A 16,646-nucleotide genomic window follows, 5' to 3' on the forward strand; every position below is an offset into this window, starting at 1 on the left:
ACAAAATATTAATTACGTCACGAATGGGGATTCAGGTAATGAAACGGAATGCGAAAACAATCATCGCAGGGGTGATAGCACTGGCAATGTCGCATGCTGTCATGGCAGAAGATATTAAGGTTGCTGTTGTCGGGGCGATGTCGGGTCCGGTCGCACAGTGGGGTGATATGGAATTTAATGGCGCACGTCAGGCCATTAAAGATATCAATGCCAAAGGTGGGATCAAAGGCGACAAGCTGGTCGCCGTGGAATATGACGATGCTTGCGATCCAAAACAGGCTGTTGCCGTAGCAAACAAAATCGTCAACGACGGTATTCAGTATGTTATTGGCCACCTGTGCTCATCTTCGACTCAGCCAGCGTCAGACATCTATGAAGACGAAGGGATCCTGATGATTTCCCCGGGGGCAACCAACCCGGAACTGACTCAGCGCGGTTACGCACACATTATGCGTACTGCGGGTCTGGACTCCTCCCAAGGACCAACGGCCGCGAAATACATTCTGGAGAAGGTGAAGCCGCAGCGCATCGCCATCATCCATGATAAACAGCAATATGGTGAAGGTCTGGCGCGTTCGGTGCAGGACAGCCTGAAAGCGGGCAAAGCCAACATCGTCTTCTTTGATGGCATCACCGCCGGGGAAAAAGATTTCTCTGCGCTGATTGCCCGCCTGAAGAAAGAAAATATCGACTTCGTCTATTACGGCGGCTACTACCCGGAAATGGGGCAAATGCTGCGCCAGGCGCGCTCCGTTGGCCTGAAAACTCAGTTTATGGGGCCAGAGGGTGTGGGTAATGCCTCTCTGTCTAACATTGCTGGTGATGCCGCAGAAGGCATGCTGGTGACGATGCCAAAACGCTATGACCAGGATCCGGCGAATAAAGCGATTGTCGATGCGCTCAAAGCTGACAAGAAAGATCCAACCGGGCCGTACGTGTGGATCACTTATGCAGCCGTCCAGTCACTGGCGAGCGCAATGGATCGCAGCGGAAGCAAAGAGCCGCTGGATCTAGTGAAAGATCTGAAAGCACACGGGGCTGATACCGTGATTGGGCCGCTGAAATGGGACGAAAAAGGCGATTTGAAGGGATTTGAGTTTGGTGTCTTCCAGTGGCACGCCGACGGATCATCGACCGTCGCGAAGTAATACCTGAAGACGAGTTATCCCACCGCCCGTGCAAAACGGGCGGGTTAAGAAAGGTTACCTTATGTCCGAGCAGTTCCTCTATTTCTTGCAGCAGATGTTTAACGGCGTCACGCTGGGAAGCACCTACGCGCTGATCGCCATCGGTTATACGATGGTGTACGGCATTATTGGCATGATTAACTTCGCCCATGGCGAGGTGTATATGATCGGCAGCTATGTCTCCTTTATGATCATCGCTGCGCTAATGATGATGGGGATTGATTCCAGTTGGCTACTGGTCGCGGCGGGCTTCGTCGGCGCGATTGTGATTGCCAGCGCCTACGGCTGGAGTATTGAACGGGTGGCGTATCGGCCCGTGCGCAGCTCCAAGCGTTTGATCGCGCTAATTTCCGCTATCGGGATGTCCATCTTCCTGCAAAACTACGTCAGCCTGACGGAAGGTTCGCGCGACGTGGCGCTGCCCAGCCTGTTTAACGGCCAGTGGACTGTCGGCAGTAGTGATAACTTCTCTGCATCTATCACCACTATGCAGCTGGTTATCTGGATTGTAACCTTCCTCGCGATGCTGGCGCTGACGCTGTTTATCCGCTATTCGCGTATGGGACGCGCTTGCCGCGCCTGTGCGGAAGATCTGAAAATGGCCAGCCTGCTCGGCATTAACACCGACCGCGTGATTGCGCTGACCTTTGTGATCGGTGCGGCAATGGCGGCGGTTGCGGGCGTGCTGCTCGGTCAGTTCTATGGCGTAATTAACCCCTACATCGGCTTTATGGCCGGGATGAAAGCCTTTACCGCGGCGGTACTGGGCGGCATTGGCAGCATCCCTGGCGCGATGATCGGCGGCCTGATTCTGGGCGTTGCCGAAGCGCTTTCTTCTGCTTATCTGAGTACCGAATACAAAGACGTGGTGTCGTTCGCGCTGCTGATTCTGGTACTGCTGGTGATGCCGACCGGTATTCTGGGTCGTCCGGAGGTAGAGAAAGTATGAAACCGATGCATTTTGCAATGGCGCTGCTCTCTGCCGCCATGTTCTTCATTCTGGCGGGCGTCTTTATGGGCGTTCAGTTAGAACTGGATGGCACCAAACTGGTGGTGGATACCGCTGCGGATATCCGCTGGCAGTGGGTGTTCATCGGCACTGGCGTGGTGTTCCTTTTCCAGCTGTTGCGTCCGGCCTTCCAGAAGGGCCTGAAGAGTGTCTCCGGGCCGAAGTTTATTCTGCCGGCGATTGATGGCTCCACCGTTAAACAGAAGCTGTTCCTGGTGGCGCTGCTGGTGATTGCCGTGGTGTGGCCGTTTATGGTGTCGCGCGGAACGGTGGATATCGCCACGCTGACGATGATTTATATCATCCTCGGCCTCGGCTTAAACGTGGTGGTGGGGCTTTCCGGCCTGCTGGTGCTGGGCTACGGCGGCTTCTATGCCATCGGCGCTTACACCTTCGCACTGCTGAACCATTATTACGGCCTCGGCTTCTGGACCTGTCTGCCGCTGGCAGGGCTGGTTTCCGCTGCTGCGGGCTTCCTGCTGGGCTTCCCGGTACTGCGCCTGCGCGGTGATTATCTGGCGATTGTGACCTTAGGCTTCGGCGAAATCGTCCGTATCCTGCTGCTCAACAACACCGAAATCACCGGCGGCCCGAACGGTATTAGCCAGATCCCGAAACCCACCTTTTTCGGGCTTGAGTTCAGCCGCAGCGCGCGTGAAGGCGGCTGGGATACCTTCAGCAACTTCTTTAACGTGAAGTATGACCCGTCCGATCGCGTGATTTTCCTCTATCTGGTGGCGCTGCTGCTGGTGGTGTTCTCGCTGTTTGTCATCAACCGTCTGCTGCGCATGCCGCTGGGACGTGCGTGGGAAGCGCTGCGTGAAGATGAAATCGCCTGCCGTTCGCTGGGCTTAAATCCTACACGCATCAAGCTGACCGCCTTTACCATCAGCGCCGCGTTCGCGGGTTTTGCCGGCACGCTGTTTGCCGCGCGGCAGGGTTTTGTCAGCCCGGAATCGTTCACCTTTGCCGAGTCGGCCTTTGTGCTGGCGATTGTGGTACTGGGTGGGATGGGTTCGCAGTTTGCGGTCATCCTCGCAGCTATCCTGCTGGTCGTGTCACGCGAACTGATGCGTGATTTCAATGAATACAGCATGTTAATGCTGGGTGGTTTGATGGTACTGATGATGATCTGGCGTCCGCAGGGCTTGTTGCCGATGACCCGTCCGCAGTTGAAGCTGAAAAACGGGGAAGCAAAAGGAGAGCAGGCATGAGTCAGCCATTATTATCCGTTAACGGCCTGATGATGCGCTTCGGCGGTCTGCTGGCGGTGAACAACGTTGAGCTGGAACTGAGGCCGCAGGAAATCGTCTCGTTAATCGGGCCAAACGGCGCGGGTAAAACCACGGTCTTTAACTGCCTGACCGGTTTTTATAAACCGACGGGCGGGACGATTAAGCTGCGCGACCAGCATCTGGAAGGGCTGCCGGGTCAGCAAATCGCGCGTATGGGCGTGGTGCGTACTTTCCAGCATGTACGCCTGTTTCGTGAAATGACGGTGATTGAAAACCTGCTGGTGGCGCAACATCAGCAATTGAAAACCGGCGTCTTTTCCGGCCTGTTAAAAACGCCGTCGTTCCGTCGCGCGCAGAGTGAAGCCCTGGATCGCGCCGCCACCTGGCTTGCGCGTATTGGTTTGCTGGAGCATGCCAACCGTCAGGCCAGTAACCTCGCCTACGGTGACCAGCGTCGTTTGGAGATCGCCCGCTGCATGGTGACACAGCCGGAAATCCTGATGCTCGACGAACCGGCCGCTGGCCTCAACCCGAAAGAGACTAAAGAGCTGGACGAGCTGATTGCCGAGCTGCGCAACCATCACAACACCACCATTCTGTTGATTGAGCACGATATGAAACTGGTGATGGGAATTTCCGACCGTATTTACGTGGTGAACCAGGGCACGCCGCTGGCGAACGGGACGCCGGAACAGATTCGTAATAACCCGGACGTGATCCGCGCCTATTTAGGTGAAGCATAATGGGGGCGAGGCATAATATGGATAAGGCGATGTTATCGTTCGATAAAGTCAGCGCCCACTACGGCAAAATTCAGGCGCTGCACGAGGTTAGCCTGTATATCAATCAGGGTGAAATCGTAACGCTTATCGGCGCCAACGGCGCGGGGAAAACCACCCTGCTCGGTACGTTATGCGGCGACCCACGCGCGACCAGCGGGCGAATTGTCTTTGATGGTAAAGACATTACCGACTGGCAGACAGCGAAAATCATGCGCGAAGCGGTGGCGATCGTTCCGGAAGGGCGTCGTGTGTTTTCGCGTATGACGGTGGAAGAGAACCTGGCGATGGGCGGCTTCTTTGCCGAGAAGGACCAGTTTCAGGAACGTATCAAGTGGGTGTATGACCTGTTCCCGCGCCTGCATGAGCGTCGCATTCAGCGTGCGGGCACCATGTCCGGCGGTGAACAACAGATGCTGGCGATTGGCCGCGCGCTGATGAGCCAGCCGCGCCTGTTGCTGCTGGATGAACCTTCTCTGGGGTTGGCGCCGATTATCATCCAGCAGATCTTTAACACCATTGAGCAGTTGCGCGAGCAGGGGATGACCATCTTCCTCGTCGAGCAGAACGCCAACCAGGCGCTGAAACTCGCCGACCGCGGCTACGTGCTGGAAAACGGTCATGTGGTACTGGAAGACACCGGCGATGCGCTACTGGCGAATGAAGCGGTGCGTAGCGCTTATCTGGGCGGTTAAGATTTCTCTTAAGAGTTAAGGGGCCTGATGGCCCCTTTTTATCGCGTTATGTTATTATTGAGAATGGTTATCAATAATAATATGAACATGGAGAAAGGATGATACGTTCAGGTACCTGCATGATGATTGGAACTCTGTTATTGGCGTTTGCATCTGGCGCTCAGGCATTGGAACCGCAAACGTTCGACCCGCGCGATCCGTCTATCTGGGAAGAGAAACCAACCAACCCGTTGGCACAGTCCAGCTCGCCCTGCGAAGTCTTCACCAGCTCGGTATGCCCTGGCTGGGAAGATGAGAAATCAGATATCCAGCGTGAACGTGAGCGGCGGGAACAGCAGCGTTTACAGAATGAATTTGAACGACGCTGGCGTCGGGATTAACGTTACCGGAGTGAATGGGCAGCGTGTCAGGTCACGTCGCTAGCTAAATCTGCAGGTATTGCGAGCCTTGTCCCAGCAAGCATAGGTTATTTGCTGCATAATCAACGGCTTGATGTATATCTCGAGTCAATGGTAATTGAATGAATGATTTACCGCGTCAAACTGACGTGCTGCCCATGCCCGCAATAGAAGGTGTCACGGTCTCTTTTAATGGACTGCACTATCTGCGCCCCGAGCTGCTTCTGGATTTCGTGAGTATCAGTAGCGCGCCGTTGCTTGCCGTTACGCCTGTTGCATTGCTGTACTCTTCTGTTGGTGTGCTGCAGCAGGTCGAGTTACGCAAGCTGCCGGTTGAAGTCGTTGGCCGTGTGGTTTATCCCATCACTTCGCTGAAGCTTCCTGCGTTACGAGGAAAGCTCATCATTAACGCCCAGTCGCGACGGCTCAAGTTTCTGGAAAGTCTGGTGGCGATATCGCCGGAAGATAATATCCACGGTATGCAGGTTCTGGGCCTGGCGCTGGAGTTTACGTTCGCACAACCTGAGTGATCTCATCTGTACGGCAAATCTTTTTATGGGCCGGGTAAGGCACCTCCCCGGCTTTGTTGTGCTCCACCCCGCATTTTCCTGTCACTCCGCTTTCACCGCCTTGCCATCTGTTTGTCGCCTTACTATCTTTTTTTTGTAATAAAAAAGTTATTTTTCTGTCATTCGAGCATGTCATGTTACCCCCGCGAGCATAAAACGCGTGATATCGCGCATCCGGCACAACAAGAGAGATAACCGATGATATCGTTACGACATACAGCTTTAGGACTGGCACTTAGCCTGGCATTTGCAGGTCAGGCGATGGCAGTTACCACCATCCCGTTCTGGCACTCAATGGAAGGCGAACTGGGTAAAGAAGTTGATTCACTGGCGCAACGTTTTAATGCCGCCAACCCCGACTACAAAATTGTTCCACAGTACAAAGGTAACTACGAGCAGAGCCTGAGCGCAGGTATTGCCGCCTTCCGTACCGGAAACGCCCCTGCGCTGTTGCAGGTTTATGAAGTGGGTACGGCAACGATGATGGCCTCAAAAGCCATTAAACCGGTCTATGAAGTATTCAAAGAGGCTGGCATCAACTTCGATGAATCTCAGTTCGTGCCGACGGTTTCCGGTTATTACACTGACTCGAAAAGCGGACATCTGCTCTCCCAGCCGTTTAACAGCTCCACGCCGGTGCTGTATTACAACAAAGACGCCTTCAAAAAAGCCGGTTTAGACCCTGAGCAACCGCCAAAAACCTGGCAGGATCTGGCGGAATACACCGCGAAGCTGAAAGCCGCAGGTATGAAGTGTGGCTACGCCAGCGGTTGGCAGGGCTGGATTCAGATCGAAAACTTCAGCGCCTGGAACGGTCTGCCGGTCGCCACCAAAAACAACGGTTTTGACGGTACTGACGCGGTGCTGGAGTTCAATAAACCGGAGCAGGTGAAACACATTGCACTACTGGAAGAGCTGAATAAAAAAGGTGATTTCAGCTACTTCGGACGTAAAGATGAATCCACCGAGAAGTTCTACAATGGGGATTGCGCCATTACCACTGCTTCTTCTGGTTCTCTGGCCGACATCCGTCACTACGCCAAATTCAACTATGGCGTCGGCATGATGCCGTACGATGCCGACGTGAAGGGCGCGCCGCAGAATGCGATTATCGGTGGGGCCAGCCTGTGGGTGATGCAAGGCAAAGACAAAGCCACCTACGAAGGCGTAGCGCAGTTCCTTAACTTCCTCGCGAAACCAGAGATTGCTGCCGAATGGCACCAGAAAACCGGCTATCTGCCGATCACCACTGCCGCGTACGATCTGACTCGGGAGCAGGGCTTCTATGATAAGAACCCCGGGGCCGATATCGCCACCCGTCAGATGCTGAACAAACCGCCGTTACCGTTCACTAAAGGGCTGCGTCTGGGCAACATGCCGCAGATCCGTACCATCGTGGATGAAGAGCTGGAAAGCGTGTGGACCGGAAAGAAAACCCCACAGCAGGCGTTGGATGCCGCGGTTGAGCGTGGCAATCAGTTACTGCGCCGCTTTGAGCAATCGACCAAATCTTAATATGAAATGCCGGGTGGCGGCTTCGCCTTACCCGGCCTACAAAGTACGCGTAGGCCGGATAAGCGTAGCGCCATCCGGCACCTTCCAGGAAAAGAACCTTCATGTCCTCATCCCGTCCGGTGTTCCGCTCGCGCTGGCTTCCCTATTTACTGGTGGCCCCGCAGTTGGTTATCACCGTTATTTTCTTTATCTGGCCCGCCGGTGAAGCGCTGTGGTACTCGCTACAAAGCGTTGATCCTTTTGGCCTTTCCAGCCAGTTTGTCGGACTGGAAAACTTTGTCGCGCTGTTTCATGACCCGTACTACCTTGATTCGTTCTGGACGACGATAAAGTTCAGTACGTTGGTTACGGTAAGCGGCCTGCTGGTGTCGCTGTTTTTTGCTGCGCTGGTGAATTACGTGGTGCGCGGTAGCCGTTTTTACCAGACGTTAATGCTACTCCCCTACGCCGTTGCGCCTGCCGTCGCCGCCGTACTGTGGATCTTCCTGTTCAACCCGGGTCGCGGGCTGATTACCCATTTTCTCGGTGAGTTTGGCTATGACTGGAACCACGCGCAAAACAGCGGTCAGGCAATGTTTCTGGTGGTGTTCGCGTCGGTCTGGAAGCAGATTAGTTACAACTTCCTTTTCTTCTTTGCCGCACTGCAATCTATTCCCCGGTCGCTGATCGAAGCCGCCGCAATTGATGGCGCGGGGCCGATTCGCCGCTTCTTTAAACTGGCGCTACCGCTGATTGCGCCGGTCAGTTTCTTCCTGCTGGTGGTGAATCTGGTGTATGCCTTCTTTGATACCTTCCCAGTGATCGACGCTGCCACGGCAGGTGGGCCGGTACAGGCGACCACGACGTTGATTTATAAGATCTATCGTGAAGGCTTTGTCGGCCTGGATCTCTCTGCGTCAGCCGCGCAGTCGGTGGTGCTGATGTTCCTGGTCATTATTTTGACGGTGGTGCAGTTCCGCTATGTGGAAAGTAAGGTGCGTTACCAATGATTGAGAACCGTCGTGGGCTGACAATATTCAGCCATACCATGCTGATGCTGGGGATCATGGTGATCCTGTTCCCGTTGTATGTCGCGTTTGTCGCGGCGACGCTGGACAACAAAGCGGTATTTGAAACGCCGATGACACTGGTTCCCGGCACGCAGTTGCTGGAAAACATGAAATATATCTGGGTCAACGGCGTGGGCGTCAACAGCGCGCCATTCTGGTTGATGATGCTCAACAGTTTCATCATGGCGTTCAGTATTACGGTGGGGAAAATCACCGTCTCTATGCTCTCTGCGTTCGCTATCGTCTGGTTTCGCTTTCCGCTGCGCAACCTGTTCTTCTGGATGATTTTTATCACCCTGATGCTGCCGGTTGAGGTGCGTATTTTCCCGACGGTGGAAGTGATCGCCAACCTGAAAATGCTCGACAGCTACGCGGGTCTGACGTTGCCGCTGATGGCATCGGCTACTGCGACCTTCCTGTTCCGTCAGTTTTTTATGACGCTACCGGATGAGCTGGTTGAAGCGGCGCGTATTGACGGCGCGTCACCGATGCGTTTTTTCCGCGATATCGTGCTACCGCTGTCAAAAACCAATCTGGCGGCGCTGTTCGTGATCACCTTTATCTACGGCTGGAACCAGTATTTGTGGCCGTTGTTAATTATTACCGATGTCAACCTGGGCACTGCGGTGGCGGGCATCAAAGGCATGATCGCCACCGGCGAAGGTACCACCCAATGGAATCAGGTGATGGCAGCCATGTTGCTGACGCTCATCCCTCCGGTAATCATCGTGTTAGCCATGCAGCGTGCCTTCGTGCGTGGTTTAGTGGACAGTGAGAAATAAAATGGCTGGTTTAAAACTACAGGCAGTAACCAAAAGCTGGGATGGCAAAACCCAGGTGATTAAACCGCTGACGCTGGACGTTGCGGACGGTGAGTTTATCGTGATGGTCGGGCCATCCGGCTGCGGCAAGTCTACGCTGCTGCGGATGGTGGCTGGGCTGGAGCGGGTCAGCGGCGGCGATATCTGGATCGATAATAAGCGCGTCACCGAGATGGAGCCGAAAGATCGCGGCATTGCAATGGTGTTCCAGAACTATGCCCTCTACCCGCATATGAGCGTGGAAGAAAACATGGCCTGGGGATTGAAGATTCGTGGAATGGGCAAGGAGCATATTGCCGAACGAGTGAAAGAGGCGGCACGTATTCTCGAACTGGGTGAATTGCTTAAACGTCGCCCGCGCGAACTTTCTGGCGGTCAGCGCCAGCGCGTAGCGATGGGGCGAGCGATTGTGCGCGACCCAGCGGTATTCCTGTTCGATGAGCCGCTTTCTAACCTCGATGCCAAGCTGCGCGTGCAGATGCGTCTGGAGTTACAACATCTGCATCGCCGCCTGAAAACCACTTCGCTATACGTGACGCACGACCAGGTTGAAGCGATGACCCTCGCCCAACGGGTGATGGTGATGAACAAAGGCATTGCCGAGCAGATCGGTACGCCGGTTGAGGTGTACGAGAAACCTGCCAGCCGTTTTGTGGCGAGCTTTATCGGCAGCCCGGCGATGAACCTGCTGGACGGGCGCATCAGCGCTTCAGGTACGCATTTTGAACTGGATGACGGCATGGCCTTGCCCATCGCCAGGAACGTCCGGGAGTATATTGGGCGTAACATGACGCTGGGTATCCGCCCGGAGCATATTGCGTTAAGCTCGCAGGCCGATGGCGGTGTGCCGTTGGTTGTCGACACGCTGGAAATGCTGGGCGCGGATAACCTTGCGCACGGACGTTGGGGTGAGCAAAAACTGGTGGTGCGACTGGCGCATCAGCATCGCCCGACGGCAGGCAGCACGCTATGGCTGCATCTGCCAGAAAATCATTTGCATCTCTTTGATGGCGAAACAGGACAACGCGTATGAGTAACTGGCCTTATCCCCACATTGCCGCCCATCGCGGCGGCGGTAAGCTGGCACCGGAAAACACCCTGGCGGCGATCGACGTGGGGGCGCGATACGGGCATACCATGATTGAATTTGACGCTAAATTGTCGAAAGACGGCGAGATCTTTTTGCTGCACGACGACAATCTCGAGCGGACCAGTAACGGCTGGGGCGTGGCGGGTGAGCTGAACTGGCAGGATCTATTACGCGTGGACGCAGGCGGCTGGTTTAGCGGCGAGTTTAAAGGCGAACCGCTGCCGCTGCTCTCGCAAGTGGCTGAGCGCTGCCGTCAGCACGGCATGATGGCGAATATTGAAATTAAACCCACGACCGGCACCGGAACGTTAACCGGCAAAGTCGTGGCGCTGGCTGCGCGTGAACTGTGGGTGGGAATGACGCCGCCGCTGTTGTCGTCTTTTGAAATTGACGCGCTTGAAGCAGCGCAGCAGGCGGCTCCGGAACTGCCGCGCGGTTTACTGCTTGATGAATGGCGTGACGACTGGCGCGAACTCACTACCCGGCTCGGCTGCGTCTCGATTCATCTTAATCATAAGCTGCTGGATGAAGCGCGCGTGGATGCGCTGCGCGACGCGGGGCTACGTATTTTGGTTTATACCGTCAACCGACCCCAGCGCGCGGCAGAGCTGCTGCGCTGGGGAGTGGACTGCATCTGTACCGATGCCATTGATACAATAGGGCCGGATTTCCAGCCCTATTAAGGCCCGATCGTTTTTAACGGAACGTTAGGCTGCGGCGTGCTGGAGGGCTTCAGCATGTCGCCGTTCTTTTTCTCCGACAGCATATGTTGCTGTTTATTCAGCGAACTGTCCGGGTTACGAGTTCCGTTCAACATGCCACCGTTGCTGTTGGGCAGCATCTGTTGTTGACCCGTATTCAACTCTCCCGGCTGAGACTGAAGGACTCGCTGGGAGTTCGTGTTGATTTGGTTTTCCATATGCTGTTGCTGCATGCGGGTTTGCGTTTGCAACTGCTGGTTGAGCATCCCTTTTTGCTGAATTTGCTGCGTTTGCATTTGGGTCTGCATACGCTGCTGGCTCGGGATCTGGTAACCCGGTTGATTCGGGTTATTCATGGTGTTGATGGGCTGTGCAAAGCCTGCAAACGGCAATAGCATGGCTAAAAGTAAGAGTCGTTTCATCGCTTTTCTCCTCTCGGGGATCGTTTAAGTTTACTCCTTTCTCGCCGTTACGATGATTATTTCAGAGTTATGCACCAGGCTTAGTGGGGGCCGACCCCATACATCTGGAGAATAACGATGATAAAACCGACGTTTTTACGCCGGGTAGCCATTGCTGCTCTGCTCTCAGGAAGTTGTTTTAGCGTTGCTGCTGCGCCGGCAGCGCCACCACCGGTATCCTACGGTGTCGAGGAAGATGTGTTCCATCCCGTGCGTGCGCAGCAGGGAATGGTGGCCTCGGTGGATGCATTAGCCACCCAGGTTGGGGTGGATATCCTCAAACAGGGGGGCAATGCCGTCGATGCCGCCGTGGCCGTTGGCTATGCGCTGGCGGTGACGCATCCGCAGGCGGGTAATCTGGGCGGTGGTGGTTTTATGCTGCTGCGCACCAAAGACGGTAACACGACGGCGATTGATTTTCGTGAAATGGCGCCTGCTGCCGCGACCCGTGATATGTTCCTCGACGATCAGGGTAACGCCGATGCGAAAAAGTCGCTGACGTCGCATCTGGCATCCGGTACGCCGGGTACCGTGGCGGGTTTCTCGCTGGCGCTGGAGAAATACGGCACGATGCCGCTGAACAAAGTGGTGCGCCCGGCGATGAAGCTGGCGGAAGAGGGTTTTGTGGTTAACGATGCGCTGGCCGATGACTTAAAAACTTACGGCAGCGAAGTGATCCCTAATCATGAGAACAGCAAAGCCATTTTCTGGAAAGACGGTGAGCCGCTGAAAAAAGGCGATAAGCTGGTCCAGAAGAATCTGGCGAAAAGCCTGGAAATGATTGCCGAAAATGGCCCGGATGCGTTTTATAAAGGGGCGATTGCCGACCAGATTGCCGGGGAAATGCAGAAGAACGGCGGTCTGATGACCAAAGAGGATTTAGCCAGCTATAAAGCCGTTGAACGTACGCCAATCAGTGGTGACTATCGCGGGTATCAGGTCTTCTCCATGCCGCCGCCATCCTCGGGCGGTATTCACATCGTGCAGATCCTTAATATTCTTGAAAACTTCGACATGAAGAAGTACGGCTTTGGCAGTGCCGATGCCATGCAAATCATGGCGGAAGCGGAAAAATACGCCTATGCCGACCGTTCAGAGTATCTGGGTGACCCGGACTTTGTGAAAGTGCCGTGGCAGGCGCTGACCAACAAAGCCTATGCGAAAACGCTGGCCGATCAAATTGATATCAACAAGGCCAAACCTTCCAGCCAGATAAAACCGGGCAAGCTCGCCCCGTATGAAAGCAACCAGACCACCCACTTCTCGGTGGTGGATAAAGACGGCAATGCCGTGGCGGTGACCTATACCCTGAATACTACCTTCGGCACCGGGATTGTGGCGGGTAATACCGGTATTCTGCTCAATAATGAAATGGACGATTTCTCTGCCAAGCCAGGCGTGCCGAACGTATACGGACTGGTGGGCGGCGACGCCAACGCGGTTGGTCCGAAGAAGCGTCCGCTGTCGTCTATGTCGCCGACTATCGTGGTAAAAGACGGAAAAACCTGGCTGGTGACCGGCAGCCCTGGCGGGAGTCGAATCATCACTACTGTGCTGCAAATGGTAGTGAACAGCATTGATTTCGGAATGAACGTCGCCGAAGCGACCAACGCGCCGCGCTTCCATCATCAGTGGTTGCCGGATGAGCTTCGCGTTGAGAAGGGCTTCAGCCCGGATACAATCAAACTGCTGGAGCAAAAAGGACAGAAAGTGGCGCTGAAAGAGGCGATGGGCAGCACCCAAAGTATTATGGTTGGGCCGGATGGCGCACTGTATGGCGCGTCCGACCCGCGTTCCGTAGATGACTTAACGGCGGGATACTAAGCATAACGGCCCTCTTCGATGGGAGAGGGCTTGTCGGGTAGTTTTCACTATAGTGAATGGTCTTGGTGATGCTGGTCAATTTCGATTAGCAACTTATGGCCTTGGGCAGATACGCGATAATAATCCATTCCTGAGGGGGTCCTTGCTACTATATCGACTAAACCCGCTTTAGATAGGTTATTTATGAGCCTGACTACGTTACCAACTCCATCCATTTTCCTACTGGTCATTGCGCGATCAAGATTATACCAGGTCCAATTTACGTCATCTCTGGAAGCTAATAATTTCAAGATGTTAAGTTCAGTATTGTTTACCATGATGGTGCATCCGGGTGATAAAGGTCATTACCAGTTATTCTATAATCTTCGAGTGTTGATGTATGCGTGTTATTCCATAGATCATAAGCCTCTTGGTTATCGCTTGGCCTGCCAGTTTCCCAACCTAAATTGCAATAACGTTGATACTCTCGACATTCATGAGTGTAGTAGTTTAAATCCACTTGTTCTGGTAACAACTCACCGTTCGCTATCTTTTTTAACGGCTTACCATAAATTCATTACCAGGATCTGGATCGAAGCGAGATATGTGTTTTTCTACAATTGCAATTCCTTCATGGGTAATATTTACGCCTTCAGTTGTAAGATGTTCAACAGGGCCTCCCGCTTTATCTGGATCAAATGGCCTTGATGTATAAGTTCCTTTCGCTCCAAACTGCTCCAGTTCTTCTAATTCAGGAAATTTCATCCTTCCCATAGTTAAGCCTGCAGCTACTGAAGCACCAAGAATCAGCAATCCTTTGTTATCCATAACCTGCTCGTAACCCGCAGGAGCATCGCCACCCAGCTTTTCCGCCGTTTCCCTGAAACCGTCGATATTGCCGTTGTAGATCCCTCCGGCGGCAAGCAGTCTGCCAACCCCTTTGCTGTTTAACGTTTTGAGGCCGTTGTCTGCGGGGGTTTTTGGTCGGGGGATAAACAGACGGTTGTAGTTTTCGGGCAATGCCAGGTAGCTGAACTCAGTGTTGGCAATAAGATGTTTGCAAAGGATATATTCATAGCTGATGGTTATTGTTTCTGTATCTAAATTATTTTCACTGAATTGGTGTTGAATACCTGATAAGAATGCTCCCCGCAGTTGAATATAATAATACTTCTCCCATCTACCGAATCTATTGATACGGTAGAAATAAAACTCCATATACAACTGTTCGTTGTTATTAATCGTATTAACAAACAACGGTGTACTTTTATCGATAAGTTTACAAAATCGCAGTCCGTGCAAATGTGAACCTCTGCCAGTACTGGTTATACTATTAGAGAGCGAAAAGGCAAAAATCTCGTCTTCGTGCCCTGATTGCCAGCGGTTACCCACAGATGCAACGGTTCCACATCCGTCAGAAATAGCGCCCTGCTGTTGTCCAGAAACCATCAGATAGACGATATCACTCATGACATCCTTATCCTTTTATTACGTGTTGTCGTGAAAAGGGTAATTCTTTCTTTGTTGTAATTACGCTTTCTGATGGCGTTCGTATATAGCAGAAATAAAACGTTTCACTTTAAGTGAGTTTTTTTGAGGGGAATCTGAATATAAATAATGTGTAAGATGAGAATTTATATATTCAATAATTTGGAGTTATAGATGGAGTATTGGTCGATATTGTTTTATCCATATCGATAGCCTACAGCATTCTGAACGATGTAGGCCTGACTGGTAGGTTATGGCGCATATTGCTGCAGTGATTCGGACCAGCGGAATATTTGGCTGCTTTTATCCTGTAGATTAACGCGCTCTAAGTCATAAAACCCGTGCGTCTTTGCCGAGCGCATTTTGAGAATGTACTTACTTTCGCTGATGTCGTGCTGCCTTGTGCCGTCTTTATTCCAGTCTCCGGCGATGTCTGAATAGTAATAAACAAGGTCAGAAAACACGTTGATTATTTTGCTGTCTTTGATGGTGTAGAGTTCCAGCACTTCATAAAATGCGCCACCGCCGGAGTAGGCATCGGAGTATCCACCCCGTACCCCGAATGCCAGGGTATCGGGTGCTATCCGGTACGGTGCCAGATCCAGCTTTGTATAATAAGCCAGCGGTCTGACGGACTCATCATCGCTCTCTTTTTCAGCGGCTTTATTCCACTCTGAGAGCTGGTTTAACGGTTTTTCCGAGCGTGCAATCGGCGTTAGCTGTGGATTCTGCCAGGAAAAAACGCCGAGATATAATTTATTAGCGCGCCCGTTGCTGTAGTTTTCCGGGCAGGTGTTATCCGCGTATTTTTTTGCTTGCTCGGCGTCAGCCGTATTATCGGCAAAACAGGCAATGCCAATATATTTACCGTCTTTTCCCCAAGATTTAGCACCAGTCAGGATCAGGTTGTCAGGATCTTCATTCGGTGCAACCCAGGCAATCCACTGCTTTTCAGATAAGCCCTGAGGAAGCTCACCAAATCCTTTTGCAGGGGTTGCTCCCGCCATTTGTTCAGCGAAAATCTGTTTACCTTCCGGATGTTGGATGGCACTGGGTACGGAATCGAGATTTTGTACAGTAGTGGCAAAAGCAGGGGAGAGCGAGGCCAGCAAAACCAGGGGAAGAAACTTTTTCACTATTGCGTCCTTTCAATAATCAGGGCGATATGACTCGCCCTTAAATTTATTTCACGCGCGCCATAAAGTACGCATCAACGTATTCACCGTTGCGCAGGCCGTATTTTTTACCGGTGCCTTCGATTTCAAAACCGTACTTCTTATAGACCGCTACGGCGGGCTCGTTATCAACAAACACTGTTAACTCGATACGGTCAACGCGCAGCCAGTTGTCACACATGTCGATCATGGTGCGGATCAGCGCGCTGGCGACGCCGCGGTTTTGCCAACGAGCGTCAACGCAAATACCGAAATCAGCAACGTGGCTGCGGCGCGGGCGCTGGGCAACTGCAATGGAAAGATGTCCCACGACGATATCATCGATGCAGGCAACCAGCTGTTTGATCCCCGGCTGATCGGCGAGTCGCGTTTGCCACATCTCCATGGAAGGATGAGGAACCTGTAGCGTGTTGTGGTACACCTCCGGCTGGGCGTGGATCTGACGAATGGCATCGTAATCTTTCGGTTCAGCGTGGCGTATCACTATCTCACTCATTCCTTATCTCCTGCAGGGTTAATTGAGCATTTACACTCGCTGAGAAAGAAAATTCCGTCAACTGCATTTTTTTGCAAAAAGAAGTAGACAAGTGCGAATGAGAATGATTATTATTGCTCTGCGTTCAGGGGAACCCCTACGGAGAACCTGAAAGCACGACATTGCTCACATTGCT

The 16,646-nt window shown here is 53.0% G+C and carries 16 protein-coding genes and 1 pseudogene; 13 read left to right on the forward strand and 4 right to left on the reverse strand.

Annotated features, from left to right (window positions below; genetic code table 11):
• Positions 1-38: 38 nt before the first annotated feature.
• The 12 genes from livK to ugpQ all read left to right on the forward strand — a co-directional run bounded on the left by livK (position 39) and on the right by ugpQ (position 11,030).
• Complete coding sequence (gene livK / locus FDW92_RS21660; RefSeq protein ID WP_038634989.1) at positions 39-1,148, forward strand: high-affinity branched-chain amino acid ABC transporter substrate-binding protein LivK; 1,110 nt, start codon at positions 39-41, stop codon at positions 1,146-1,148.
• 61 nt (positions 1,149-1,209) lie between these two features.
• Positions 1,210-2,136 (forward strand): high-affinity branched-chain amino acid ABC transporter permease LivH, encoded by a 927-nt coding sequence (livH, locus tag FDW92_RS21665; protein ID WP_003827575.1) that lies wholly within the window; start codon positions 1,210-1,212, stop codon positions 2,134-2,136.
• The gene (gene livM / locus FDW92_RS21670) at positions 2,133-3,410 is read left to right on the forward strand and encodes a branched chain amino acid ABC transporter permease LivM (RefSeq protein ID WP_042311843.1); all 1,278 of its coding nucleotides are present in this window, start codon (positions 2,133-2,135) and stop codon (positions 3,408-3,410) included. The genes livH and livM overlap by 4 nt, the downstream gene beginning before the upstream one ends.
• On the forward strand, positions 3,407-4,174 hold the full coding sequence (gene livG / locus FDW92_RS21675; RefSeq protein ID WP_003827578.1) for a high-affinity branched-chain amino acid ABC transporter ATP-binding protein LivG: 768 nt from the start codon (positions 3,407-3,409) through the stop codon (positions 4,172-4,174). The genes livM and livG overlap by 4 nt, the downstream gene beginning before the upstream one ends.
• Positions 4,175-4,191: 17 nt before the next feature.
• The gene (gene livF, locus FDW92_RS21680) at positions 4,192-4,905 is read left to right on the forward strand and encodes a high-affinity branched-chain amino acid ABC transporter ATP-binding protein LivF (protein WP_087856271.1); all 714 of its coding nucleotides are present in this window, start codon (positions 4,192-4,194) and stop codon (positions 4,903-4,905) included.
• A gap of 98 nt (positions 4,906-5,003) precedes the next feature.
• Positions 5,004-5,285, forward strand: coding sequence for a hypothetical protein (locus FDW92_RS21685; protein WP_042311846.1), 282 nt, complete (start codon positions 5,004-5,006; stop codon positions 5,283-5,285).
• A 140-nt stretch (positions 5,286-5,425) separates the two neighbouring features.
• Positions 5,426-5,833, forward strand: coding sequence for a hypothetical protein (locus tag FDW92_RS21690; RefSeq protein ID WP_042311848.1), 408 nt, complete (start codon positions 5,426-5,428; stop codon positions 5,831-5,833).
• A gap of 237 nt (positions 5,834-6,070) precedes the next feature.
• Positions 6,071-7,387: a sn-glycerol-3-phosphate ABC transporter substrate-binding protein UgpB gene (gene ugpB, locus FDW92_RS21695; protein ID WP_042311849.1), complete on the forward strand. Its 1,317-nt coding sequence runs from the start codon at positions 6,071-6,073 to the stop codon at positions 7,385-7,387.
• A 101-nt stretch (positions 7,388-7,488) separates the two neighbouring features.
• Positions 7,489-8,376, forward strand: a complete 888-nt coding sequence (gene ugpA, locus FDW92_RS21700) for a sn-glycerol-3-phosphate ABC transporter permease UgpA (protein WP_038634974.1) — start codon at positions 7,489-7,491, stop codon at positions 8,374-8,376.
• Positions 8,373-9,218 carry a sn-glycerol-3-phosphate ABC transporter permease UgpE gene (gene ugpE, locus FDW92_RS21705; RefSeq protein ID WP_137398403.1) on the forward strand — a complete coding sequence of 282 codons (846 nt, stop codon included), beginning with the start codon at positions 8,373-8,375 and terminating at the stop codon, positions 9,216-9,218. Before ugpA ends, ugpE begins: the two co-directional genes overlap by 4 nt.
• A 1-nt stretch (position 9,219) precedes the next feature.
• Positions 9,220-10,290, forward strand: a complete 1,071-nt coding sequence (locus tag FDW92_RS21710; RefSeq protein WP_042311854.1) for a sn-glycerol-3-phosphate import ATP-binding protein UgpC — start codon at positions 9,220-9,222, stop codon at positions 10,288-10,290.
• Complete coding sequence (gene ugpQ, locus FDW92_RS21715) at positions 10,287-11,030, forward strand: glycerophosphodiester phosphodiesterase (protein ID WP_042311855.1); 744 nt, start codon at positions 10,287-10,289, stop codon at positions 11,028-11,030. The genes FDW92_RS21710 and ugpQ overlap by 4 nt, the downstream gene beginning before the upstream one ends.
• On the opposite strand, the gene FDW92_RS21720 is transcribed toward ugpQ, so the two are convergent.
• On the reverse strand, positions 11,027-11,470 hold the full coding sequence (locus tag FDW92_RS21720) for a DUF2756 family protein (protein ID WP_042311856.1): 444 nt from the start codon (positions 11,468-11,470) through the stop codon (positions 11,027-11,029). The genes ugpQ and FDW92_RS21720 overlap by 4 nt on opposite strands.
• A gap of 117 nt (positions 11,471-11,587) precedes the next feature.
• On the opposite strand from FDW92_RS21720, the gene ggt reads away from it, so the two are divergent.
• Complete coding sequence (ggt, locus tag FDW92_RS21725; RefSeq protein ID WP_042311859.1) at positions 11,588-13,333, forward strand: gamma-glutamyltransferase; 1,746 nt, start codon at positions 11,588-11,590, stop codon at positions 13,331-13,333.
• Positions 13,334-13,643: 310 nt separating this feature from the next.
• Here ggt and tssD read toward each other — a convergent pair.
• From tssD to yhhY, 3 genes and pseudogenes are all read right to left on the reverse strand, one after another.
• Positions 13,644-14,782 (reverse strand): annotated as a pseudogene (gene tssD, locus FDW92_RS21735) (type VI secretion system tube protein TssD).
• A gap of 269 nt (positions 14,783-15,051) precedes the next feature.
• On the reverse strand, positions 15,052-15,936 hold the full coding sequence (locus FDW92_RS21740; RefSeq protein WP_042311863.1) for a hypothetical protein: 885 nt from the start codon (positions 15,934-15,936) through the stop codon (positions 15,052-15,054).
• Between the two features lie 46 nt (positions 15,937-15,982).
• A complete protein-coding gene (gene yhhY / locus FDW92_RS21745; RefSeq protein WP_006687445.1) occupies positions 15,983-16,471 on the reverse strand; it encodes an N-acetyltransferase in 489 nt (162 codons plus the stop codon).
• Between the last annotated feature and the right edge of the window lie 175 nt (positions 16,472-16,646).

Source organism: Citrobacter sp. wls706 (assembly GCF_005281305.1).
In the GTDB taxonomy this organism is placed as follows: Bacteria; Pseudomonadota; Gammaproteobacteria; order Enterobacterales; family Enterobacteriaceae; genus Citrobacter; species Citrobacter werkmanii.